A 21920-nucleotide genomic window follows, 5' to 3' on the forward strand; every position below is an offset into this window, starting at 1 on the left:
ACCCGCGTATCCACGCGGGTGAAACTCTCAGGCGCCCCTCGGGGTACGGACAGAGTGGGGAGGGCCTTTTCGCGTGCGCGCCGGTCGAGGTTCAGACCTCCCGGGTGGTCTGAACCTCGTGGATGTGGTCAAGACCACATCTCGGCGTTTTCGGTCGGTCAGCCCGGAATCTTGTCCAGGAACCCGTGCACCTTGGCGATCCGGCCGTCGGCGATCTCGATGACGTCGAACCCGATCGCGATCGGCTCGGGGTTGCCCGGGGCCGACAGATACCACTGGAACCGCGCGAGATCGTGGTGCGCGTCCGGCTCCGCGGGCAGGCTGAAGACGAGTCCGGCGAACTGCGCCTGCGCGCCGCCGATGAATCCGTCGATCTCGTCCTGTCCGGCGACCGCGCCGAGCGGATCGGTGTAGGTCGCGCCCGGCGCGAAGACCTCCGAGACGAGCTGGCGCCGCCGCTGCGGGTCGGTCTCGTTCCAGATGTCGAGGTAACGGCGGGCGACGTCGGCGGCGGTCGGTGCGGTGGTGGTCATCGCGGGATTCTCCTTGTGTCGTCCGGGTTTTCGGTGTCCCGGTTTCGGTAGGGCCAAGCTTGTCCGAACGGCGGCGGCTGGTCGATTACGCGAGAGGTAATCGGTTCGCCGTGCTGAACCGGGGCATGGACTACGGCCGTCTGCCGATCGAGCGGCAACTGGGGAAATTCCGCGAGATCGTGACCCGCAACTGTTCTACTTCGAAGACTCGGATCTCAGCTGGGAAGCGGAGAGCTCGGTCATCGAGGAGGGCGCGCGGAGGTTCGGGGATCTCCCGATCACGGTGGAAATCCGCAACTCGGCGCGGGTGCATCTCTGGTACGAGGACCGCTTCGGCGACTCCTTTCCGTCCACGACGCCGTGTCTCAGGATTCGGCTGGACAGCGAAGGGGAGTGGCAGGTCTACGCGCCGCACGGGTTCGCCGACCTGTTCAACCTCGTCGTGCGGCCGAATCCCGGGCACGCGCCGCGGAGCAGTTACGAGGCGAAAGCCCGGCGGTGGCAAGGACAATGGCCCGCACTGACTGTCTTGCCGTGGCCCAGTTGACGCGCGCCTCGGATACGGCGTACTTTCGATACGAAACAGTATCGTATCGAAAGTGGGATGGGCGTGTCGGATTCGCCAGTCGTGGGCAGGCCGCGCGATGCCCGGCGGGACGTCGCGATTCACGAGGCCGCCCTGGCGGTGCTGACTGAGGTCGGCTACGACCAGCTGTCCATCGAGGCGATCGCGGCGCGGGCGGGCGTGGCCAAGACGACGATTTACCGGCGGTACCGCGACAAAGCGGCCCTCGTCGCGGCGGCGGTGGAGCAGCGGCAAGGCTCCGCTCCGCCCGAACCCGTCGCCGGGGGATTGCGGGAGAACCTGCTGGCCGTCGTGGGGTGGCTGGCGCGCGAGATCGAGGAGCAGGAGATCGGCTTGCTGGGCGCGCTGTTCGCGGGCATGCGCGGCGATGTCCGGCTCGCCGACGAGATGCGCCGGATCCTGCGCCGGGACCAAGCGGCGATGGCGGATCGGCTGCCGGGCGAAGAACTGGCTCCTGGTGCGGCCGCATTGTTCGCCGAGGTCGCGCCCGCGGTGATCGTGCACCGGATCGTCTTCGCCGGAGAGCAGTGCGACGACCGGTTCGTGCGGCATCTCGTGGACGACATTCTGCTGCCGTTGCTGCGAAAGCATTGAGGGGAGTTCGGACATGATCATCATCACCGGAGCAACTGGCGCGCTCAACGGGGCGACGGTGGAGCACCTTCTCAAACTGGTCCCGGCGGAGGAGGTCGGCGTCAGCGTCCGGGATGTCGCCAAGGCACAGCATTTCGCCGACCGGGGTGTGCGAGTGCGGCAGGGTTCCTATGAGGACCCGGCGGCGTTGCGGCATTCCTTTGAAGGAGCCGAAAAGGTGCTGCTCGTCTCTTCGAATGATCCGCATGCGGACGGGGTCAGCTTGCATCGAGCGGGCATCGAGGCGGCGGCAGCGGCTGGGGCGCAACGGATTCTGTACACCAGCCACCAGAATTCCCGAATGGACACTCCATTCCCTCCGGGGCCGGAGCATGCCGCGACCGAACGGATTCTCGCCGAGTCCGGGGTCTCGTGGACGGCGCTGCGCAACGGGTTCTATGCGCACAGCATCGGTTGGCTGCTCGGGAACTGGCGGGAGACCGGAGTGATCTCGGCACCAGCGGACGGCGCGGTCTCCTGGACGGACCGGGCGGATGCTGCCGAAGCGGCGGCGGTGATTCTGGCCGGTGACAGGGTGTTCGACGGTCCGGTGACGTTGACCGCGCGGCAGGCGGTGACGTTCGACGACGTGGCTGAGATCGCCTCGCGGGTCTCCGGGCGCGAGGTGAAACGCGTGGTCGTGGACGACGACGAGTGGATCGCAGGCGAACCTGAGGAGATCGGGCGGATGAAGCTCTCGATGTTCCAGGCGGCCCGCCGAGGTCATTTCGCGGAGACGAGTCCGGTGCTGGCCGAGCTGCTCGGCCGCGAGCCGCGCAGCCTTACGCTCCAGAGCTGAAGAACTCTCGGCAGAAGGTGCGGAACGTTTCGGCGCGGCGGGTCAAGCGAGCGCCCTCCGCGCGGGCCAGGACGACGGGCGTCGTCGGGACTCGCTCACGCAATGGACGTACCGCGAAGGGCGTGCCTTCAACGGAAAGCTCCAACGGCGGGCGCTGCACCGACAGCGTGTAGCCGAGCCCTCGGGCCACCAACGCCCGCGCGAGTTCGAAGCTCGTCGTGCGGTGCGCGACCGGCATGGGCAGGCCGACGGAGGCGAAGACGTCGCGGAAATAGCGTTCCGACGGCGGTACGTCCAGCAGGATGAACGGCTCGTCCGCCAAGGCGCGCAACGAAACCGTCTTGCGGCGCGCCAGGGGATGGTCCGGCGGGAGGAGCACGCTCGGCGGCTGGTCGTACAGCTTGTCCACCGCGATCCCCGGCACGAGGTCTTGCCGGTACAGCACGGCCAGGTCGCAGCGGCCCTCCAGCAGGAGGTGCTGCAGGTCCGGGAGAGTGCCCTCGACGAACGTGACGTCGACTTCCGGATGCTGGGTCCGGAAGGTCGCCAGCGCGGCGGGCACGTGCAGCGGCGCGAGGGGCGTGTAGCAGCCGAAACTCAGGCGTCCGGCGAGATCTTGGCCGTAGTCGCGGGCGGTCGTGCCCAGCTCGGCGACCGACGTGAGCACCGCGCGGGCCTCGCCGACGACCTGGCGGCCGGCGTCGGTCAGGGCTGTCGTCCGGCCGGGGCCGCGCAGGATGAGTTGTACGCCCAAAGTCCGTTCCAGCGAAGCGATCGCCAGCGACACCGCCGACTGCGACACGTGGCAGCTGTCCGCCGCCGCGGTGAGTCCGCCGGTGTCGGCGACCGCGACCAGATACTCGAGCTGGCGCAACGAGGGAGACATGAGGTCAGCTTATGTCCTTCACCAGAAATGTGAACTGGACCGATGACCGCCGGCGCGGCAGGGTCGGAGCATGACCCGGCACCAGCACCCGTTCGTCCCGTACGCGCCGCCTCGGCTGTCCCCGGAGGAAAGCCTCGCGCGCGGGCAGGAGCTGTACCGGCTGCTCGACCGGCGCCGGTCGGTCCGCTGGTTCTCCCCGGACCCGGTGCCGCTCGAAGCGATCGAGACCGCGGTGCGGATCGCCAACACCGCGCCGAGCGGGGCGCACCACCAGCCGTGGACGTTCGTCGCGACCGCGGATCCGGAGGTGAAGCGCGCGGTGCGCGAGGCGGCCGAGGTCGAGGAGCGGAAGTTCTACCGGGAGCGCAACGCGCCGGACTGGCACGCGGCGCTCGCCCGGCTCGAAACCGACGAGCACAAGGAGTTCCTCGAGGTCGCGCCGTGGCTGGTGGTCGCCTTCGCGCAGAAAAGCACGCCGCTGCCGGACGGTTCGCTGCGGAAGAACTACTACGTCAACGAGAGCGTCGGCATCGCGTGCGGCATGTTCATCACCGCGCTGCACGCCATGGGCCTCGCGACGCTCACCCACACCCCGAACCCGATGGGCTTCCTCAACGAGGTCTTCGAACGCCCGGTCACCGAACGGCCGTACATCCTGTTCCCGGTCGGCTATCCCGCGCCGGACTGCGAGGTGCCCGATCTCGACCGCAAACCGCTCGGCGAGGCGCTGGTGGTGCACGCGCCGTTACCTCGGGGGTAATGGTCTCCCGGCCGGCGAGGCCGTAGCGTCGGCCGGGTGACGACTACGGTGAAGGCCCCGGTCGGCGAACTGCTCCGGGAATGGCGCGACCGCCGCCGCATCAGCCAGCTCGACCTCGCGATCTCGGCGGACATCTCGACGCGCCACCTGAGCTTCGTGGAGACCGGAAGGTCCAAGCCGAGCCGGGACATGGTGCTGCGGCTGGGCGAGCACCTCGACATCCCGCTGCGCGAACGGAACCGCCTGCTGCTGGCTGCGGGCTACGCACCGGCGTACGGCGAGTCCGACATCGGAGCGCCGGAGATGACCGTGATCCGCGAGGCTGTCCGGCGGCTGCTCGCCGGACACGACCCGTATCCGGCGGCGGTGGTCGACCGCGGCTGGAACCTGGTCGACGCCAACCTGAGTCTGGGAGTGCTCACCGAAGGCATCGCACCGGACCTGCTGACCGGGCCGGTGAACGTCCTGCGCGCGACGCTGCACCCGGACGGGATGGCGCCGCGGGTGCTCAATCTGGGGGAGTGGAGGGCGCATCTGCTGGGGCGGTTGCGGCGTCAGGTGGAGCAGACCGCGGACGCCGGGCTGGCGGAGTTGCTGGAGGAGCTGCGCGGGTATCCGTGCGATGACGAGGTCCCGGAGGTCGAGGTCCCTGGGCCGGGCGACATTTTCGTGCCGCTGCGGTACCGGCAGGGGGATCTGGAGCTGACGTTCTTCAGCACGGTGGCGACTTTCGGGACTCCGTTGGACGTGACGGTCGCGGAGCTGGTGATCGAGTCGTTCTACCCGGCCGATCCGGCGACGGCGGCCTTCCTGCGCGAGCGCGTGACCGGCTGAACGCCGTTACGATCGGGACCATGCGGGCGTTCGTGGTGACCGGGCCGGGGGAGGCGGGTCCGGCCGAGGTGCCGGAGCCGGTCGCCGGGGTCGGCGAGGTGGTCGTCGACGTGGAGCGGGCCGGAGTCTGCGGCACGGACGTCGAATTCTTCACCGGCGAGATGCAGTACCTCGCCGACGGCCACGCGCGCTACCCGATGCGGCTCGGCCACGAATGGTGCGGCACGGTGTCCGAGACCGGTCCCGGCGTGCATCCCGCGTGGGTCGGCCGCCGGGTCACCGGCGACACGATGCTCGGGTGCGGGGACTGCCGACGCTGCCGGGGCGGCCACCAGCACGTCTGCGAGCATCGCCAGGAGGTCGGCATCCGAGGCGGCCGGGCGGGAGCATTGGCGGAACGTCTCGCCGTGCCGGTGCGATCGCTGCACGAGCTGCCGGACGCGCTGGATCCCGTCGCGGGCGCGCTGGTCGAACCGGGCGGCAACGCGTGCCGCGCGGCGCGGGCGGCGGCGGGGGAGCGGGTGCTGGTTCTCGGGCCGGGGACGATCGGGTTGCTCACCGCGCTGTTCCTCCAGGCCGCGGGCAGCGAGGTGCATCTCGTGGGCGCGACGCCGTGGTCGGTGGAATTCGCGCGCGGCTTGGGTTTCTCGGCTGGGACGAGCATTCCGGAGCCGCCGTTCGACGCGGTCGTGGACGCGACGGGCGATCCCGCGGCTCCGGCCCTCGCCGCGGAGATGGTCGAACCGGCGGGGCGGGTTGTCTACATCGGACTCGCGGGGCGGCCGAGCCTGCTGGACACGCGAGCGTTGGCGTTGAAGGACGTTACGGCGATCGGCGTGCTCAGCGGGTCTCCGGGACTGGCGCAGGCGATCGACGCGTACGCGTCCGGTGAGGTTGATCCGCGGCCGTTGGTGGCGGCGACGGTCGGGCTGGGCGAGGTCGCGGCGGTGCTCGGCGGGGAACGGCCGGCGGGGGCGCCGAAGATCCACGTCGACCCGCGCCGGTAACCAGGTTGCTTGGCGGGCGCGGAAACGAGAGGCTCGGGGCATGAGTGCCGACCTGACTTTCCGCCAGCCGACCGAAGAAGACCACGCCCGCGTGCTTGCCGCGCTGGGCCCGTGGTGGGGCGGGCTGAAGGGCGAAGCCGGTGCGAAGGAGCGGGCGTTGCTGGTGCCGCGCCTGTACTTCCAGCACTTCACCACGACCAGCCGCCTGGTCGAGCGTCCGGACGGGACGCTCGCGGCGTTCCTGATCGGCTTCGTCTCGCAGACCGACCCGTCGGTCGCGTACATCCACTTCGTCGGCGTCGACCCGGAGTTGCACGGGCAGGGGATCGGCCGGTCGTTGTACGAATGGTTCTTCGGCCGGGTGCGGGAATCGGGCGTGCGGAAGGTCAAGTGCATCACGAGCCCGCAGAACACCGCTTCGCGCGCTTATCACGCGAGGCTCGGGTTCGAGGTTTCCGAGGTGCTGCCGGACTACGACGGGCCTGGGCTGGACCGGGTCGCTTTCACTCGCAGCCTGGCCGACGAAGCGGCCTGAAGTCGTTGCGACAGGGTCACCGGCCCTGCTGGGACGCGGCGGCGTGGGCCCCGAGGTCGTCGAGGGTGAGCGGGTGCCGGGGCGGCTGGTCGAGCACGATCCGGCGGGTCGCGGTCTGGTCCGGGCCGACGCGCAGGAGTTCGCCGGGCCGGAGGTGCTGCCAGGCGGGATCCTCGTCCATCCGTTCGCTGGCGACGACGACGGCGCGACGGTCGGCGAGACCGCTGGAGCGCGCCCGGATCCGCCCGGCGGCGCTGGCGTGTTCGAGCCGCCGGTCACCGTGCGGCCCGCCGGGGCAGCGCTACAGGACCCAGAGATCGTGCGTGTCCGGGTAGCGCAAGGCCCACAGTTCGGTCGGCGTGGTGAGAATCAGGTTGATCGCGTACACGGGCAGGTTGGCGGCGGCCCAGCGTGCGGCGGCGGTGATCCCGGCGCTGACGTTGCCGCCGCGGGCTTCGGTTTCCTTGGTGACGAGGGCGAAAAACCGTTCTGAGTCGGTGTCGCCCTCGACGAGGTCCCGGTACTCGCCGAGCCGTTCTTCCAACCGGGGCAGGTCACCGATGACGCCGTTGTGGGCGAAAAGGCGTCCGTGCTGGACGAAGGGATGGGTATTGGCCGGTTCGAGGCCGCCGGTCGAGGCGTAGCGGATGTGGGCGAGGACGGTCGCCGATTCGCAATGCTTTGCCTCGTAAGCGAACTTCTCGTCCTCGTAGGCGGCGAACGGCTGTTTCCGCACTTGCGGGGAGCCGTCCGCGTCGAACACGCCGAGCCCCGTCCCGTCGGGCTCGCGCCGGCTCTGGACGGCGAGGCTGTCGGGCGCTTCGAGCAGCCAGAACGTGGCGTGCACGCGCTGCGGGGCAGCGGACAGACCAAACAGACGGCACATTCCGGAACCCTTCCCGTCGCGGTGGGGTTGTGGTTACCCGGGGGAACCGGCCTGAACCCTGGACGTTGCCGCGTTCATCACGCGACCGAGTTGTTGGCGATCTGGCTGTTCGTCGTCGGGTCGTTCGGGATGATTCTGGGCGCGATCGAGCAGGCGAACGTCTCCTCATTTGTCGCTGTCGGCAGGACTGCGCGCGCGGTCTTACGTCGCTTTGAGCGGATCGAGGAAATCCGCGACAGAAGCGGAGACCGCGTCGGGCGCCAGTTCGGCCATGTGGTGACCGGAGTCGATGCCGTGCCCGCGCACGTCCTCGGCCCACTCCCGCCAGATGCGCAGGGGATCGCCGTAGAGGTCTTCCAGATCGTCGCGCAGGGACCACAGGACGAGCACTGGCTGCTTGAGCTTCCGGCCGGCGGCGCGGTCGGCTAGTTCGTCGCGGTAGTCCACGGTGAGACCGGCGCGGTAGTCCTCGAGCATGCCGCGGACGACTTCCGGGTCCCGCGTCGCCGCGCGCCATTCGGCGTGGTTTTCGCGGCCCATTTTTTCGGGGTCGCCGCGGTACCACGAGTCGGGGTCGGCGTTGATCACGCGCTCCGGGGTTTCGGGCTGGGCGAAGAAGAACCAGTGCCACCACTCGGTCGCGAACTTCGGGGTGATCCGGCCAAGGTGTTCGCTGACCGGAAGGCAGTCGGCCAGCACCGCCCGGAGCACGCGGTCCGGGCGGTCGAGGGCCATGCGGAGGGCGAGGTAGCTGCCCCGGTCGTGCCCGACGACGGCGAACTGTTCGTGGCCGAGCGCGCGCATCACCGCCAGCAGCCGTTGCGCGCTTGCCCGTTTGGAGTGCGGCTCGTGGTCCTCGGCGGGTTCGGGCTTCCCGGACCGGCCGTATCCGGGGAGGTCGGCGCACACGACCGTGAATCCGCGTTCCGCCAACTGAGGCGCGACCCGATACCAGGTCGCCGAGGTGCGGGGATGGCCGTGCAACAGCAGGACCGGCGGGCCGCTTCCCGCGTGCCGCACGAAAACGGGGCAACCGGCGCCGTCCACCGTCTCGGTCGTGAAACCCTCGAACATGGATTCGCTCTCCCCAGGTTTCGTTGCGGCAAGCCATGAAGGTCATGGGCCGCGACGTCGCGGGCGGTCATCGGCGGCGGCACGCGGCGACGATCGGCACGGCCAAGATGCCCAACGACAGCACGATGATGATGACGACGCCCACGATGTCCCCGTCCGGCAGCAGGGGCCGGATCACGAATGTGTAGACAGCCCACCAAGCCGCCAAGAGGAGCGCCCGCGCCACAAGGGCACGCCGTGGGTGTCCCTTGAGAAAAGCCACGGTCACTCCTGTGCCGATCCTGTTGTGAGCCCGGGCGCCGGCTTGGTCAGCGGGCTTCGATGACGGTCCGGAACTGCTCCGCGGCCCGCTCGACCTTCTTCTGCGGGTCGGCCAGCAGCGACGCGACCGCTTCGCCCAGTTTGCCTGCCGGAGGCTCGTACTCGAGGGAGATCTCGAAACCGGTGCGGCCGTCGCCCTTGTCGTCGAACCGGACGACGCCGGAGTTGCGCACGTCCGGGTCCGCGTCGTCCACAGTGGTCCAGGCGATTGTGCGCGGGGGCGCGTCCTCGGCGATCCGGGCCTCCCATTCCACTGTGGACCCCGCCGGTCCGTCGACCTTCCAGCGGGTGCGCGTCTCGTCGCCGTCCACGGCCTCGACCGACCGGACGTCGGAGAACAGTTCCGGCAGCCGCGTCAGGGGCCGCCACCAGTCGTAGCAGGCCTGGGCTGGGGCGTTGACCTCGACGTAATGCGCTGCAGCAGCCATGGCACCTTTCCTCGGAGATTCTGCGGAGTCTTGCCGAGTTCTCCGGCTACCCGGCCGGACGGGAGAGCAAACGCGCCGGGCGAGTGCCCAGCGTGCCGCGCTTCCGCGGAAGACGGCCGTAGCGCGCCACGCCCAGTTCGCTCGTGCGTCGCCCGCAGGACGTCATCGGCCAGGCCGAGGGCATCTTGAGGCGGGGCAAGCGGTGCGGCTTCTCAGGGATCTCGGTGTCGCTGAGCGTTTTCGGCGGCCGACCCGGTGAAATGGGCCACGAGATTCGTGCGCCGGAGCAGCCGGTCGAATTCCGGCGACCGGTCGTCCAGGTGCAGCGCCGCGCCGGCTGAGCGGACCAGCCGGTCGACCATGAGCAAGGCGGCCAGACCCGACGAGTCGCAAAAGGACAGTCCGCCGCAGTCGAGGCGGACGGTGCGGCAATCCGGCTGCGCGGCCAGCATTTCCCGGGTCGCGCCGATGAGTGCGGGCTGGCTGTCGTAGTCGAGTTCGCCGGTGACGGTCAGGCGCGCGATGCCTGGGTGCGGCATGCTCCACGTGCAAGCGAGCGGGTGCGGCGGCATCATGGGCGGCTTTCACGATGGTCGTCGGGCCGGAGAAGTTCGGCCTGCGCGCGGTCGAGGGTGGCGCGGGCCCGGGGGAAGTCCCGCAGTTCCTCGCCGAGGACGTCCAGTGCGGGCGTCAGATAGCCGGACGGGACGCCGCGGGCGGCGAGGATGTCGGCGGTCCAGCGCAGGAAACCCGTGAACAGCTCGGGATCGTCGACGTAGACCGACGTCTTGAGGTAGTCGACGATGCTCGCCAGATCCTCGACGGTGTGCTGCAGCTGGAGTTCGCTGTAGCGGGCCACCGCGGGGATCCGTTCGCGCAGCCCGGCGAGCGCGGCCTTCACCAGCTGGGGCGAGGTTCGCGAGATCATGGTGTATTCCTGGTCGAGCAGGTGCGGCAGATCGTCCACGGCCTGGTGCGCGCCGCGGGGCGCGCCCAGCGGTTGCCCGGCGAGGAGGTCGGCGGCGGCGCGAGCGTCGGGCGCCCAGGCGTCGGCGCCGAACAGGCGGGCATAGCGGCCGTCCGTTCCGAACGCGGCGCCGCCCGCGATGACCGGGACGCCGGCGGCTTGGCACGCGGTGATCGTCGCGTGCGCGGCGGGCAGCCGCGTCGGGATCGAGCCGGACAGTGCGACAGCGTCCGGGCCGGTGCGGTGCACGTCGGCGATCAGGTGCGACGCCGGGACCTGCGCGCCGAGGTAGTCGACCCGGAACCCGCGCGACCGCAGCACTTCGGCCAGCAGCCGGGCGGGCAGCGCGTGCCATTCCCCGTCCACGCAGGCGACGGTCACCCGGGCGAGCGGAGGACCGGACGACGGGCCGGAGGCGAGGCTCACGGCGGCGACCACCCGGTCGTTGATCGCGGTGACGGCATGTTCCCGGGTCACGGTCAGCCGGTTGGCCGCCCACTCCTCGCCGACTTTCCGCTGCACCGCGCCGATCACGTCGAGCAGGACGGTTTCGGTGTCCATTCCGGACTCGAGGGCCCGGAGCGCGATGCCGCCCGCCGCGTGTTCGTCGCCGTCGGCGGCCGCGGTCCAGAGCTGGGCGGCGACGTCCTCGACGGACAGCGACGGGTCGGTGCGAGGCTTGCTCGAGGCGGTCATGCGGCGGTGTACCTGCCGCGGCTCGAGCCGCCGACCGCCGACAGGTGCTGGCCGCGAGGCGCGGCGATCACGACGACTGCCATGTCGTCGTGATCGCGTTCGCGAGCCCATTCGGCCGCGAGCATGTGGACGTGCTCGGCGATCGCCTCCGCGGGCATGCCCGCGCACCGGGTCAGCGCCTCGTGCAGGCGCTCCTCGCCGAACATCTGATCGCCCAGCGGACCGCCGCGCGCCTCGGTGATGCCGTCGGTGTAGAGCAGGCACGTCTCGCCGGGCGCGAGCGTTACTTCGACCGTGGTCGTGTCGATCTCGGGCAGCACGCCGACCACGGTGCCGACCGTGTCCACCACCTCGACCTCCCCGTTCGCCCGGACGATCAGCGGTGGCAGGTGCCCCGCGCACGTCAGCCGCAGCCGCAGACCGGCGGCCAGCGGCGACACCGACGCGAGCGCGAGGGTGACGAAACGGGTGTGGTGGGAAGTGAGCAGCGCGTCGTTGAGCATGCTGAGCACGCGATGGTGGTCCGAGGCCAGCGGCAGCAAGGCGTGCAGCGTGTTGCGGACCTTCCCGGTGAGCACCGCTGCTTCGACGCCTTTGCCGCACACATCGCCCAGCACCACGAGCGATTCCGGGCTGTCGCCCGCCGCCGGGTAGACGTCGTAGAAATCGCCGCCGACCCGTTCCGAGTCGAGCGCGGCGCGATACCGTCCCGCGAGCTCCGCGCCCGCGACCTCGTGCAGCACGGGCGGAAGCAGTTCGCGCATCAGCGTTTCGGTGATCGACGACTGCTGGGCGAACATCCGCGCGGCGGACATCGCCACTCCGGACCGGGCCGCGAACAACCGGGCGAAGATCTCCTCGTCCTCGCTGAACGCTGCGCGTTCGGCCTTCCGCAGGAGAACCAGCGCCCCGGCCGGGACGCCGTGGCCGGGCAAGGGCGTCACCACGATCGAGCCCACGTCGCCGAATCCCGGGGGGATCAGCCACGCCGGCGCGGACGCCGGGTCGATCCAGCGCGACGGGACCGGCGGAAACCCTTGCAGCGCCTCGGCGAGCCCGGGCACCTCGGACAGTTCGGCGGCGAGTTCGAGCTGCTCGGGTTCACGGCCTCGAACGCAGAGCACCGCCGGAACGCGGTGCTGTGCGGCCGGAGTGATCAGGAGCGCCGCGTCGGCGAGGTGCTGCACGGCCAGCTTTCCGGCGACCTGCATGCACCGCTGCAGATTCAGCGACCCCAGCAACGCGGTCGACGCCTCGGCGAGGAACTGCGCCCGCCGCCGCTCGGTGCGCAAGGCGGTCTCGGCGAGGCGCGCGTCGGTGTTCTCCGTCAGCCACCAGGTGATCGTTCCGTCATCGTGCGTTACCGGGTGCACCTCGTAGCTGCGATCCCAGCTGTCCTCGGCACCGCGTACGCCTTCGATACCGCCGTCCGGCCAGCCGGCTATCGCTTCGGCGAGCACCGCGCCCGGCGCAGCTTGAGGAAACAGCCGTTCGGCCGCGGCATTGAGCGCGACGACCGTGCCGTCGGCATCAGTGACCAGTACAGGGCAGGGTGCTGAACTCCACCGAGATACGACATCCGCGGAAAGGTCCGCCCGTTTCAGATCCGCCACGAGCGGTCCTTCACCCCGTTTTCGTCTAGCGGACGGTGCCGTCCGGAGAGCCAAAGCCCCGGATACCCGCCCGCGGCCGTCTCAAACCTCGTTTTCCGGGCAGCGGCCCAGGCGGCTCCGCCGGCTTCGGGTCTTGACCGGCGGAGCCTGGAGCCGGGTCTCCTGCGCGCCGAAGACCAACTCTGCTCACCGGCTACCCGTTCGTCAGGAATTCACGCGACCTGTCCGGGTTCAGACGTCGAGTTCCTGGTGCCGCTCGGCCACGGTGTGGGCGAGGTCGACCAGTTTGACGTTGAGATCCTGGGACGTGCGGCGCAGGATGTCGAACGCCGCGTCGGCCGAGATGCCGCGGCGGTTCATCAGGATGCCCTTGGCCTGGCCGATCAGGTCCCGGCTGTCGACGGCGCGCTTGAGATGGATTTCCTTGAGCGCGGCCGCGGTGTGCGCGGCCGATCCGGCGAGGGCGAGCGACGCGTGGGAAGCCAGCACGAGCGCGTTGTCGACGGCGGCGTCGTCGAAGGCCCCGGCCCGGCGGCTGTAGAGGTTGATCGCACCGGGCGGCAGGTCGGATTTGAGATCCGGCAGCAGGGTCGAGGCCAGCAGGGAGCCGAACCCGAACGCCCCGGCGCGCCTGCCGAATTCGGGGAACGCCTCCGAGTCCGGGAGGTTGTTGGCCAGCGCGTACCCGGGCCGTCCCTGCAGCGCGGCCTCCAGGCACGGCCCTTCGCCGGTCTGGTACTGGACGCGGTCCAGTTCCTCGGCGGTCGCGTCCGTGCAGACCGGCGTGTGGAACCCGCCGTCGGCCGAGCGCAGGGTGATGCTGGCCAAGTCCGCCTCCGGGACGATCCGCAGCGCGGCGGACACCACGCGCTCCATCGCTTCGTGCAGGGAGCCCGCGCCGAGCAGGTGCACCGCGAGCGCGCCGAACCGCTGCGCCAGCGGCCCTTCGGCGGCGACCCCCGACCGGGCCCAGCCCTCGACGGCCGGTTCCGCGCAGAACGCGATCCGGTCCGCCTCCCAGTCTTCGGCGTCTCTTGTGCCGACCTCAGTCACCGCGGCCTCCTCTTTCCCTGCCCAGCGCCACCGCCGAACTTTACCGGCCCGCGGGAACGGGCCGGCGGACCGACGACCGGCGCTTCGGCGCGGCGAGGAGGGAACCCGGGGCCGGCGGGGCTCGCGACGCGGCGGCGGCCGGAACCGAAGTCCCGGCCGCCGCCGCGTCCGCTCAGTGCGCGGGGTCAGTCTTTCACGCCCTTGACGGCGTCTTTGACCTTTTCTCCCGCCTGCTTGAGGGCACCCTTGGCCTGCTCCGCTTTCCCCTCGGCCTGCCACTGCTCGTTCCCGGTGGCGTTGCCGAGCGCTTCCTTGGCCTTTCCCTTGATCTCTTCGGCCTTGTTTCCGGCGGTGTCGCTCATCTCGTTTTCCTCTTTCTATTTAAGGTTTCGGGAAAAAGCGGTCCCGGCGCTTGCGATAAACGGCGGATACCCGCCTCAGGCACCGGCCAAACCCGTTGTCCCGAGACGGCGGTCGGCCTTCGTCGCGGCGATGTACTGACTGGCCTGGGGGAGAAAGGACAGGACGACGCCGAGCAGCGCGAACACAGCGCTGACGGAGCCGACCACCGTGGCCTGGCCCGCGAGCAGGGAGACGACTTGGAGCGCGGTGAGCACGGTGAGCACGATCCTCGCCCAGTTGCGGCCCGCGCGGAGTTTGAACGCGAACAGCAAGTGCAACAAGGCGAACGCGATCGCGAGCACTGCTCCGACGACGATGCCGATCGTCACCGCTTGGTCGATCTGGGCGTCGGAGAGGCGTGCCGCGTTCTGCCCGTTCGCTCTTCGCATCGCGTCCGCCAGCGCCTCTCGAGAGAAGAACAGGAACACGGCTCCGGCGAGGCCGACGAGGGTCGCGGCCACATAAGCCCAGAAGGCGCCGGTGACCGCCACCGGACGCGGCCGCGCTCCGGCCGGATCGGCGGAAGGGGACGGATAAGCAGGGAGATCAGTCATGACGAAAAAGGTGGCACAGCTCGGGGAATCCCGCATGGCAAAGAACGGTAAAGCGGGCCGGAAAACTATGCGGAAGGCCCGGTGGATCTTATTTCCCCCAGTTCTGGTTTGCCGCCTCCGCGCGGCGGGTATCCGTTAATATCGCACAGGGGGAGGTCAAGCGTGAGTGTCGACGAGGCTCAGCACAGCCGTTCGCCCGCGGGAGCGGCGCTCCTGCGCTTGGCGTTGGAGCAGGATTTCGCCATGCTGCGACGGATCCGGGATCGGGCGGCGGCGTTCGTGCGCCGCCATCTCCCGCACGCGGGCGCGGACGCGGTGGCCGACGTGCGCCTGGTGCTCGACGAGATCGCCAGCAACGCGCTGCGGCACGCCCGTCCGCCGTGCGAGCTGACGCTGTCGTTGCGCGGAGACCGGATCCTGATCGAGGTTTCCGACTCTCTCACGGACCTCGCCAGGCACCGGGACGGCTACGAAGGCGGAGGACGCGGTTTGGCCTTGATCGACGCTGTCGCCGACCGCTGGGGCCAGACGCCGCTGCCCTGGGGGAAGACCGTCTGGGCCGAACTGGCGCTTTGCTCCGATTCCCGCCGTCCGGGGTCGCCGGAGCCGAAGTGAAACACGCGCCGGACGGGACAGCGGAATGTCGATTTCGGTCGTGGTTTCCGCCTGCCCTGACTGTCCACAGTGGATTTCGAGGTTAGGCAAAGCGGCTGCGGACCGCGTCGTCGGCGGTCGTCCGCCCGGTTCGGCCCGGTTGGACCGTTACGCCGGTTCAGGGGCAGGCAGCGGAAGCATGACGGAAACATTCCGGTAACACCGCGCGGTTAGCTTGATCGGCCGGACGAGGCGACAAGGAGAGTCCGACCGTGGTCGATACCGGAAGCACGGCGTGGTTGCTGGTCAGCGCGGCGCTGGTCATGCTGATGACACCGGGTCTCGCGCTGTTCTACGGCGGGATGGTGCGCGCCCGGAGCGTGCTGAACGTGATGGCGATGACGTTCGTCTGCCTCGCGACCGTCGGCCTGGTCTGGGTGGCTTACGGGTATTCGCTCGCGTTCGGCCCCGACTGGTTCGGCGGCCTGCTCGGCACGGTGCGGCTGGCCGGGCTGCACGGGCTGGCCGACCAGACGGTCGGGCTCGCCGGGACCCAGGTGCCGCTGTTCGCGTTCGTCGCCTTCCAGATGATGTTCGCGGTCATCACGGTGGCGCTGCTGGCCGGCGCGATCGCCGAGCGGGCCAGGTTCTGGACCTGGACGGTGTTCTCCGTCGTGTGGGTCACCGTGGCGTACCTGCCGGTGGCGCACTGGGTCTTCGCGCCCGACGGGTGGATCGCGGCGAAGCTGCACGTGCTGGACTTCGCGGGCGGCACCGTCGTCGAGGTGAACTCCGGGGCGGCCGCGCTGGCGCTCGCGATCGTGCTCGGCCGCAGGCACGGCTGGCCGAAGCAGGCCGTCCGGCCGCACAACCTGCCGTTCGTGATGTTCGGCGCCGGGCTGCTGTGGTTCGGCTGGTTCGGGTTCAACGCCGGTTCCGCGCTGGCCGCGAAGAACCTCGCGGCCACGTCGTTCCTGAACACCACCGTCGCGGGCGCGGCCGCGGTGCTGGGCTGGCTGGTCGTCGAGCAGTTCCGCGACGGGAAGCCGACTACGCTCGGCGCCGCTTCCGGCGCGGTGGCCGGGCTGGTGGGGATCACGCCGGGATGCGCTTACGTCGAACCGGTCGGCGCGATCGCGATCGGCGTCGCGGCGGGCGTCGTGTGCTCGTTCGCGGTGGGCCTGAAGTACCGGTTCGGCTTCGACGACTCGCTCGACGTGGTCGCGGTGCACGGCCTCGGCGGGTTCGTGGGGACGCTGCTGATCGGCCTGTTCGCGACCGTGAGCGTGGCCCCGCAGGGCGCGAACGGCCTGTTCTACGGCGGCGGATTCGACCAGCTGTGGCGCCAGGCGGTCGGAACGCTGGCGGTACTAGGGTATTCGCTGGCGATGACCTTCCTGATCGGCTGGGTCATGCACAAGTTCATGGGATTCCGGGTCGACCGCGAAGCCGAGATCGACGGTGTCGACGAGGCTGAGCACGCCGAAGGCGCGTACGAGCTGGCAGTCCAGTCCGGACGCCGGGGGAGCGCGCCCGCCGGTGTGCTCGGATCGCACCGGCCCGCGCGCGAGGAGAACCGATGAAGCTGCTGACCGCCGTCGTCAAACCGTTCGTGCTGGACGACGTCCGGATCGCGCTGCAGGAACTCGGCGTCGCCGGGATGACCGTCAGCGAGGTCCGCGGATACGGCAGGCAGAAGGGCCACACCGAGATCTACCGGGGCGCGGAGTACGCGGTCGATTTCATCACCAAGTACCGCCTGGAGATCCTCCTCGACGACGACCAGGTCGACGCCGCGCTGCGGACGGTGCAGGACACCGCGCACACCGGCAAGATCGGCGACGGCAAGATCTGGGTCACGCCGGTGGAGACCGTCGTCCGCGTCCGCACCGGAGAGCGCGGCCGCGACGCGCTGTAGGCCCGTGGAGGACTCCTCGATTCCCTCGAGGAGTCCTTCACGGACAGCAGGTCAGGAGCGAGCGAGGTATTCCGCGGCGGCGCGCAGGCTCACGTAGGAGCCGCTGAAGGTGTCGATCCGCGGCCCGGTGCCGGTTTCCGGCCCGGGAACCCCGGTTTCGACCCGGATGTAGTCCACAGTGGACAGACCGGCCAGGAACTCCCGCACCGCCGGATGCCGGTGCGCCTCCCGGGTCACCACGACAACGCTCTCCACCGACGAGGCCTCCGCCAAGACGGTCGAGACATCGTCGGGGGAGACCGAAAGCGTCCGAGTGCCCGGCACCAGCTCCGCCAGGTGCGCCCCCAGCCCCCACGGCATCGGCCCGGCAGCGATACCCGGTTCGGTCTGCACGTCCACCACGAGCGCGCGGCCCGCGAGCTGCGGCTTACCGGTGACCCGCAGGGCGGACCGAGCAGCGGACAGACCGAGCGAGTAGTCCACCGGCTGCACGGTCGCCGGAGCCGGGGCGGTACCCAGCGAAGCCGTCCGGACCGCGGCGTCGGCCAGCCGCTCCAAGGAAAGCCGCCCGCTGGACACCGCCGCGACGATCGCCTCCGCGGTCCGGTCCAGCGTCTCGGCATCGAACGGGGCCCCGCCGAGGCACAGCGCGTCGGCGCCGCCCAGGAGAGCCCGGACCGAAGCCTCGCCGATCCCGTCGTGCCGCCCGTACGCCCCGGAGATGGCCCCCATCTCCAACGCGTCCGTGATGACCGTCCCGGTGAACCCCAGTTCGCCGCGCAGCACGTCGACCAGCGCGGTCCGGTTGAACGTCGCCGGTTCCTCTCCCCATTCCCGGACCACGAGGTGCCCGGACATGACAGTCCGGACACCAGCCTCGATCGCCGCGGCGAACGGGACCAGTTCGACCTCCCGGAGCTCGGCCGCGGTGCGCGGCAGCACCGGCAGCGAGAGATGCGAATCCTCGGTCGCCGCGCCGTGCCCGGGGAAATGCTTCGCGCACGCGGCGACGCCGTACTTCTGCATGCCGGTCACGAACGCCGCGACGTGCGGCGAAGCGGCCACCGGATCCGAGCCGAACGCGCGCACGCCGATACCCGGGTCCTCCGCGGCAAGCGTGAGGTCCGCGCACGGCGCGAGGTTGACCGTGACCCCGCACGCCGCGAGCCGTTCGCCGAGCGCGGCGGCGACGGAGGCGGTCAGCTCCGGATCCCCGGCCGCGCCCAGCGCGAGCGGGCCGGGCACGAACGAACCCTTGCCGACGTCGAGGCGGGTGACGTCGCCGCCCTCCTCGTCGATCCCGACGACCACGTCGTCCCGTTCGGACCGCAGCGCGGACGTGAGCGCGGCGACCTGTTCGTCGTCGACCACGTTGCGGCCGAACAGGATCACGCCGCCGAGACCCTCGGCGAGTCTGCGGCGCACCCAGTCCGGCGCCGTCGTGCCGGCGAATCCGGGCAGCAGCACGGCTTCGGCGAGCCTGCGGGGGTCGGACACCTCGGACAGGGGAGCCACCGTCATCCCTTCACCGCGCCGGCGGTCATGCCGGACACGAGTTTCCGTTGCACGATCAGGAAGAAGATCACGGCGGGGATCGCGTAGATCACCGACGCGGCCATGACGCCGCCCCAGTCGATCGAGAACGCCGTCTTGAACGACGACAGCCACACCGGCAGCGTCTGCTTCGACTGGTCCCGCATGAACACCAGCGCGAACAGGAATTCGTTCCACGCCGTAATGAAACTGAACACCGACGTCGTCACGAGGCCCGGTCCGAGCAGCGGCAGCGTGACCCGGCGGAACGCTCCGACCCGGCTGCAGCCGTCGATCATCGCGGCCTCTTCGAGGTCGTACGGGATGCCGTTGACGAACCCGTAGAGCATCCACACGGTGAACGGCAGCGACGTCGCGAAGTACACCAGCAGCAGCGACGGCAGCGTGTTCAGCAGCCCGATGTCGCGCATCAGCAGGTACATCGGGATGAACAGTGCCGAGAGCGGGGCCAGCTGCGCCACCAGGATCAGCAGCAGGAACCCCTTGCGGCCGCGGAAGCGGAAGCGCGCGAGCGGGATCGCCGCGAGCACGCCCACCACCAGCGCGGCCAGCACCGCGCCGAGCGTCACGATCAGGCTGTTGGTCAGGTACGTGACGAACCCGGGTTTGGTCAGCGCCGACGCGAAGTTCGACAGCGTCGCCGAGGTCGGGATCAGGTCGTACTTCGGCGACAGCACGTCGCCCGGGGTCTTCAGCGACGTCGTGAACATCCAGTACGTCGGGAAGAGGAACAGCAGCGCCACGAGAATTCCGGCGACCGACACCAGAATCCGGGCGGGCAGGGACTTTCTCACGCGATCTCCCCGTCCTTCGTCCGGACCAGCAGCTGCACGTACCGGCCGGTGACCAGCAGGAGCAGCACCAGCATGATGGTGGCGATGGCCGCGGCGGAGCCGAAGTGGCTGCCCGCGATGCCCTTGAGGTACTGCATGATCGCCAGCGTCGTGCTCGCGCCGTCCGGGCCGCCCTGGCGGATGGCCCACACCTGGGCGAACATGTTGAAGTCCCACAGCATCGACAGGAACGTCACCATCGTCAGGATCGGCCGGATCGCGGGCCAGCTGACCGCGCGGAACGTCTGCCACGGCCCGGCTCCGTCGATGCCCGCCGCCTCGTACTGCTCGCGCGGCACGCCGATGAGGCCCGCGTAGAGCGTGAACGCGACGAACGGCACGGCCTGCCACAGCACCAGCAGCCCGATCACCACGAGCGTGCTCGTGCCGGTGGAGAACCACGAGTACCCGATGAACGAATGGAAGCCCAGTTTGTCCAGCGTCTTGTTGAGGATGCCGTACTGCTGGTCGAAGATCCACTGGAACACCGTGGTGGTGGCGATGACCGGCACCGCCCACGCGAGCACCAGCGAGACCTGCACGAAGATCCGCAGCACCGGGTTGAGGTGGCGCATCAGCACCGCGATCAGCAGTGCCACGAGCAGGGTTCCGGCGACGAGCGCGCCGGTGAAGAGGACCGTGCGGAGCGCGACTGCCCAGAACTCGGGGTCGGACAGCACGTCGGTGTAGTTCTTGAAGCCGATCCACACCATCTTGCCGGTCACCAGCTCGCGCAGGTCGAGCTGACGCAGGCTGATGCCGAGCATCTGGATGGTGGGCCAGCCGAGCAGCACCAGCACGGCGGCGAGCGCGGGAAGGATCAGCAGGTACGGCATGAGCCGCTCGCTGAACCAGCCGCTGCCCCGCTTCCGCGCCGCCCCGACGTGCGCCGGTGCCGGCGGGGTCGCCCCCGCCGGCACCGGAGTGTCCTTCGTCGCGGTCATCCGCCGATGATCTTGTCGAGGGCAGTGTTCGCGTCGGCCGCGGCCTGGTCGAGAGTCTTCTTCCCGGTCAGGTAAGCGGTCAGCATGTCCTTCAGCGGGTTCTGGCCGGATTCGACCTCGCCCCATTTCGGGCTGGCCGGCATCGCGTGGCCGTTCTTCGACGCCTTCGCCATCACCGAGCCCAGCGGGTCCTTGTCGAGCGCGCTGAGGTCGGTGGAGGTGCCCGGCACGTAGCCGCCGGCGGCGAGCTGCGTCATGTACTTGGTGCTGGTCAGCAGCTTCAGGTAGTCCTTGGCGAGGTCCTGGTGCTTGCTGTTGAGCGGGACGACCAGGTTCGAGCCGCCGAGGAACACCGGAGCGCCCTGGCCGGCGGTCTTCGACGGGATCGGGAACGCGCCGGTCTTGGCGGTGATGCCCGGGTCGGTCTTGGCCGCGGTCGCCACTTCGTTCGGGGTGCCGATGAACATGGCGACCTTGCCGGCGGCGTAGATGCCGGCCTGCTGCGGGGTGGCCTCGTCGTTGTCCTTGGGCGCGGTGGTGCCGGAGGTGTCCACGAGCTTCTTGTAGAACTCGAGGCCCGCCTTGGCTTCCGGCGTGTTCAGCGAGGACTTGAAGGACTTGCCCTCGCCCTTGGCGATGTCGCCGCCGTTGTCCCAGATGAACGACGACAGCGCGTACCAGTTCTGGCCGGGCATGTAGAGCGGCTGGAACTGCGGGTCGCTGCCGAATTTCGTCTTCAGCTTGGCGATGTCCGCGAGCCATTCGTCGTTCGACGTGGGCGGCTGGGTGATGCCGGCCTGCTCGAACATGTCCTTGCGGTACATCACGACGCGGTTCGCGGCGTAGAACGGCACGCCGACGGTTTTGCCGTCGTACTGGCCGGACGCCTTGAGCCCGGCGAGCCACTGCCCGCCGTTGAGGTTGTTGACGTCGCCGGAGAGGTCGGCCAGCACGCCCTGCGCGGCGAACGCGGGGGTCTGGGTGTTGCCGACCTCGATGACGTCCGGCGGCGTGTCGCTCGCCAGCGCGGTGGTCAGCTTCTGCTGGATGCCGTTCCACTGCTGGATCTGGTAGTCGACCTTGACGCCGGGGTGGGCGGCCTCGAATTCCTTGTTCAGGGCGGCGGTCAGGCTGTCCGGCGCGGAGCCGGTCATCAGCCAGACCGTCAGCTTGCCGTCCTGCGCGCCCCCAGCGCTCGAGGCGTTCTCACTCCCGCCGGAGCCGGCGCACCCGGCCGTGGCGAGCGTGATGGCGGCGGCTCCCGCCGCCAGCTTGAGCCAGCGCTTCACGTGTCTCGTCCTTTCGGTGCCCGGTCGTCGGCGACCGGGGCTGAATGACAAATGGTGTAGACCAATGTCCTGCAGGGTGGTCCGGACCACAGCCGGTGTCAAGCCGGTTGCCAAGATGTTGCGAAGACGTCTGCCTGGTTGACGCTGTGTGGCCGGGCGATTACCGGCGTCCGGGCGGAAAGTGCTGGTAGCGGCCGGTTTCCGCAGTGCGGGCAAGGGTT

27 protein-coding genes are annotated in these 21920 nt (G+C 69.8%); 10 read left to right on the forward strand and 17 right to left on the reverse strand.

Features of this window, described 5'->3' with window-relative positions; all coding sequences use genetic code 11:
• Window positions 1-158 precede the first annotated feature (158 nt).
• Window positions 159-533: a nuclear transport factor 2 family protein gene (locus tag AB5I40_RS02700; RefSeq protein WP_370936820.1), complete on the reverse strand. Its 375-nt coding sequence runs from the start codon at window positions 531-533 to the stop codon at window positions 159-161.
• Window positions 534-723: 190 nt separating this feature from the next.
• Between AB5I40_RS02700 and AB5I40_RS02705 the strand changes: the two genes are divergently transcribed.
• The 3 genes from AB5I40_RS02705 to AB5I40_RS02715 are packed head-to-tail and all read left to right on the forward strand — an operon-like array spanning window position 724 to window position 2551.
• Window positions 724-1080 carry a nucleotidyltransferase family protein gene (locus AB5I40_RS02705; RefSeq protein WP_370940439.1) on the forward strand — a complete coding sequence of 119 codons (357 nt, stop codon included), beginning with the start codon at window positions 724-726 and terminating at the stop codon, window positions 1078-1080.
• A gap of 57 nt (window positions 1081-1137) precedes the next feature.
• A complete protein-coding gene (locus AB5I40_RS02710; protein ID WP_370936821.1) occupies window positions 1138-1713 on the forward strand; it encodes a TetR/AcrR family transcriptional regulator in 576 nt (191 codons plus the stop codon).
• A 13-nt stretch (window positions 1714-1726) separates the two neighbouring features.
• Entirely contained in the window at window positions 1727-2551 is an 825-nt protein-coding gene (locus AB5I40_RS02715) for an NmrA family NAD(P)-binding protein (protein ID WP_370936822.1), read from the forward strand.
• Here the strand turns inward: AB5I40_RS02715 and AB5I40_RS02720 are convergent.
• Complete coding sequence (locus tag AB5I40_RS02720) at window positions 2535-3437, reverse strand: LysR family transcriptional regulator (RefSeq protein WP_370936823.1); 903 nt, start codon at window positions 3435-3437, stop codon at window positions 2535-2537. The genes AB5I40_RS02715 and AB5I40_RS02720 overlap by 17 nt on opposite strands.
• A 70-nt stretch (window positions 3438-3507) precedes the next feature.
• Between AB5I40_RS02720 and AB5I40_RS02725 the strand changes: the two genes are divergently transcribed.
• From AB5I40_RS02725 to AB5I40_RS02740, 4 genes are read left to right on the forward strand one after another with little or no spacing between them, the layout of a single operon-like run.
• A complete protein-coding gene (locus AB5I40_RS02725; RefSeq protein WP_370936824.1) occupies window positions 3508-4197 on the forward strand; it encodes a nitroreductase family protein in 690 nt (229 codons plus the stop codon).
• Window positions 4198-4233: 36 nt separating this feature from the next.
• Entirely contained in the window at window positions 4234-5031 is a 798-nt protein-coding gene (locus AB5I40_RS02730) for a helix-turn-helix domain-containing protein (protein ID WP_370936825.1), read from the forward strand.
• Between the two features lie 20 nt (window positions 5032-5051).
• Window positions 5052-6038, forward strand: coding sequence for a zinc-binding dehydrogenase (locus AB5I40_RS02735; RefSeq protein WP_370936826.1), 987 nt, complete (start codon window positions 5052-5054; stop codon window positions 6036-6038).
• A gap of 40 nt (window positions 6039-6078) precedes the next feature.
• Entirely contained in the window at window positions 6079-6573 is a 495-nt protein-coding gene (locus AB5I40_RS02740; RefSeq protein WP_370936827.1) for a GNAT family N-acetyltransferase, read from the forward strand.
• A gap of 16 nt (window positions 6574-6589) precedes the next feature.
• On the opposite strand, the gene AB5I40_RS02745 is transcribed toward AB5I40_RS02740, so the two are convergent.
• From AB5I40_RS02745 to AB5I40_RS02795, 11 genes are all read right to left on the reverse strand, one after another.
• A complete protein-coding gene (locus AB5I40_RS02745) occupies window positions 6590-6754 on the reverse strand; it encodes a hypothetical protein (protein ID WP_370936828.1) in 165 nt (54 codons plus the stop codon).
• 120 nt (window positions 6755-6874) lie between these two features.
• A complete protein-coding gene (locus tag AB5I40_RS02750) occupies window positions 6875-7459 on the reverse strand; it encodes a class II glutamine amidotransferase (RefSeq protein WP_370936829.1) in 585 nt (194 codons plus the stop codon).
• 201 nt (window positions 7460-7660) lie between these two features.
• The gene (locus AB5I40_RS02755) at window positions 7661-8533 is read right to left on the reverse strand and encodes an alpha/beta fold hydrolase (RefSeq protein ID WP_370936830.1); all 873 of its coding nucleotides are present in this window, start codon (window positions 8531-8533) and stop codon (window positions 7661-7663) included.
• Window positions 8534-8600: 67 nt separating this feature from the next.
• Window positions 8601-8795, reverse strand: a complete 195-nt coding sequence (locus tag AB5I40_RS02760; protein ID WP_370936831.1) for a hypothetical protein — start codon at window positions 8793-8795, stop codon at window positions 8601-8603.
• Window positions 8796-8841: 46 nt separating this feature from the next.
• Complete coding sequence (locus tag AB5I40_RS02765; protein ID WP_370936832.1) at window positions 8842-9282, reverse strand: SRPBCC family protein; 441 nt, start codon at window positions 9280-9282, stop codon at window positions 8842-8844.
• A gap of 212 nt (window positions 9283-9494) precedes the next feature.
• Window positions 9495-9821 (reverse strand): STAS domain-containing protein, encoded by a 327-nt coding sequence (locus AB5I40_RS02770; protein ID WP_370936833.1) that lies wholly within the window; start codon window positions 9819-9821, stop codon window positions 9495-9497.
• A 32-nt stretch (window positions 9822-9853) separates the two neighbouring features.
• Complete coding sequence (locus AB5I40_RS02775) at window positions 9854-10945, reverse strand: B12-binding domain-containing protein (protein ID WP_370936834.1); 1092 nt, start codon at window positions 10943-10945, stop codon at window positions 9854-9856.
• The gene (locus tag AB5I40_RS02780; RefSeq protein ID WP_370936835.1) at window positions 10942-12558 is read right to left on the reverse strand and encodes a SpoIIE family protein phosphatase; all 1617 of its coding nucleotides are present in this window, start codon (window positions 12556-12558) and stop codon (window positions 10942-10944) included. The genes AB5I40_RS02775 and AB5I40_RS02780 overlap by 4 nt, the downstream gene beginning before the upstream one ends.
• Window positions 12559-12789: 231 nt before the next feature.
• Window positions 12790-13611, reverse strand: coding sequence for a GAF and ANTAR domain-containing protein (locus AB5I40_RS02785; protein WP_370936836.1), 822 nt, complete (start codon window positions 13609-13611; stop codon window positions 12790-12792).
• 185 nt (window positions 13612-13796) lie between these two features.
• Window positions 13797-13973, reverse strand: coding sequence for a CsbD family protein (locus AB5I40_RS02790; protein WP_354734829.1), 177 nt, complete (start codon window positions 13971-13973; stop codon window positions 13797-13799).
• A gap of 75 nt (window positions 13974-14048) precedes the next feature.
• Window positions 14049-14567: a hypothetical protein gene (locus AB5I40_RS02795; RefSeq protein ID WP_370936837.1), complete on the reverse strand. Its 519-nt coding sequence runs from the start codon at window positions 14565-14567 to the stop codon at window positions 14049-14051.
• A gap of 162 nt (window positions 14568-14729) precedes the next feature.
• On the opposite strand from AB5I40_RS02795, the gene AB5I40_RS02800 reads away from it, so the two are divergent.
• The 3 genes from AB5I40_RS02800 to AB5I40_RS02810 all read left to right on the forward strand — a co-directional run bounded on the left by AB5I40_RS02800 (window position 14730) and on the right by AB5I40_RS02810 (window position 17079).
• The gene (locus tag AB5I40_RS02800) at window positions 14730-15182 is read left to right on the forward strand and encodes an ATP-binding protein (RefSeq protein ID WP_370936838.1); all 453 of its coding nucleotides are present in this window, start codon (window positions 14730-14732) and stop codon (window positions 15180-15182) included.
• A gap of 251 nt (window positions 15183-15433) precedes the next feature.
• Window positions 15434-16744 carry an ammonium transporter gene (locus AB5I40_RS02805; protein WP_370936839.1) on the forward strand — a complete coding sequence of 437 codons (1311 nt, stop codon included), beginning with the start codon at window positions 15434-15436 and terminating at the stop codon, window positions 16742-16744.
• The gene (locus AB5I40_RS02810; RefSeq protein WP_344275778.1) at window positions 16741-17079 is read left to right on the forward strand and encodes a P-II family nitrogen regulator; all 339 of its coding nucleotides are present in this window, start codon (window positions 16741-16743) and stop codon (window positions 17077-17079) included. Before AB5I40_RS02805 ends, AB5I40_RS02810 begins: the two co-directional genes overlap by 4 nt.
• Window positions 17080-17130: 51 nt before the next feature.
• Here the strand turns inward: AB5I40_RS02810 and AB5I40_RS02815 are convergent, their stop codons facing one another.
• The 4 genes from AB5I40_RS02815 to AB5I40_RS02830 are packed head-to-tail and all read right to left on the reverse strand — an operon-like array spanning window position 17131 to window position 21699.
• Window positions 17131-18600 carry a glycoside hydrolase family 3 protein gene (locus AB5I40_RS02815; RefSeq protein WP_370936840.1) on the reverse strand — a complete coding sequence of 490 codons (1470 nt, stop codon included), beginning with the start codon at window positions 18598-18600 and terminating at the stop codon, window positions 17131-17133.
• On the reverse strand, window positions 18597-19427 hold the full coding sequence (locus tag AB5I40_RS02820) for a carbohydrate ABC transporter permease (protein ID WP_370936841.1): 831 nt from the start codon (window positions 19425-19427) through the stop codon (window positions 18597-18599). Before AB5I40_RS02820 ends, AB5I40_RS02815 begins: the two co-directional genes overlap by 4 nt.
• Window positions 19424-20410 (reverse strand): carbohydrate ABC transporter permease, encoded by a 987-nt coding sequence (locus AB5I40_RS02825; RefSeq protein WP_370936842.1) that lies wholly within the window; start codon window positions 20408-20410, stop codon window positions 19424-19426. The genes AB5I40_RS02820 and AB5I40_RS02825 overlap by 4 nt, the downstream gene beginning before the upstream one ends.
• A complete protein-coding gene (locus tag AB5I40_RS02830; RefSeq protein ID WP_370936843.1) occupies window positions 20407-21699 on the reverse strand; it encodes a sugar ABC transporter substrate-binding protein in 1293 nt (430 codons plus the stop codon). The genes AB5I40_RS02825 and AB5I40_RS02830 overlap by 4 nt, the downstream gene beginning before the upstream one ends.
• Window positions 21700-21920: the final 221 nt, after the last annotated feature.

The organism is Amycolatopsis sp. cg13, assembly GCF_041346965.1.
Classification (GTDB): Bacteria; Actinomycetota; Actinomycetes; order Mycobacteriales; family Pseudonocardiaceae; genus Amycolatopsis.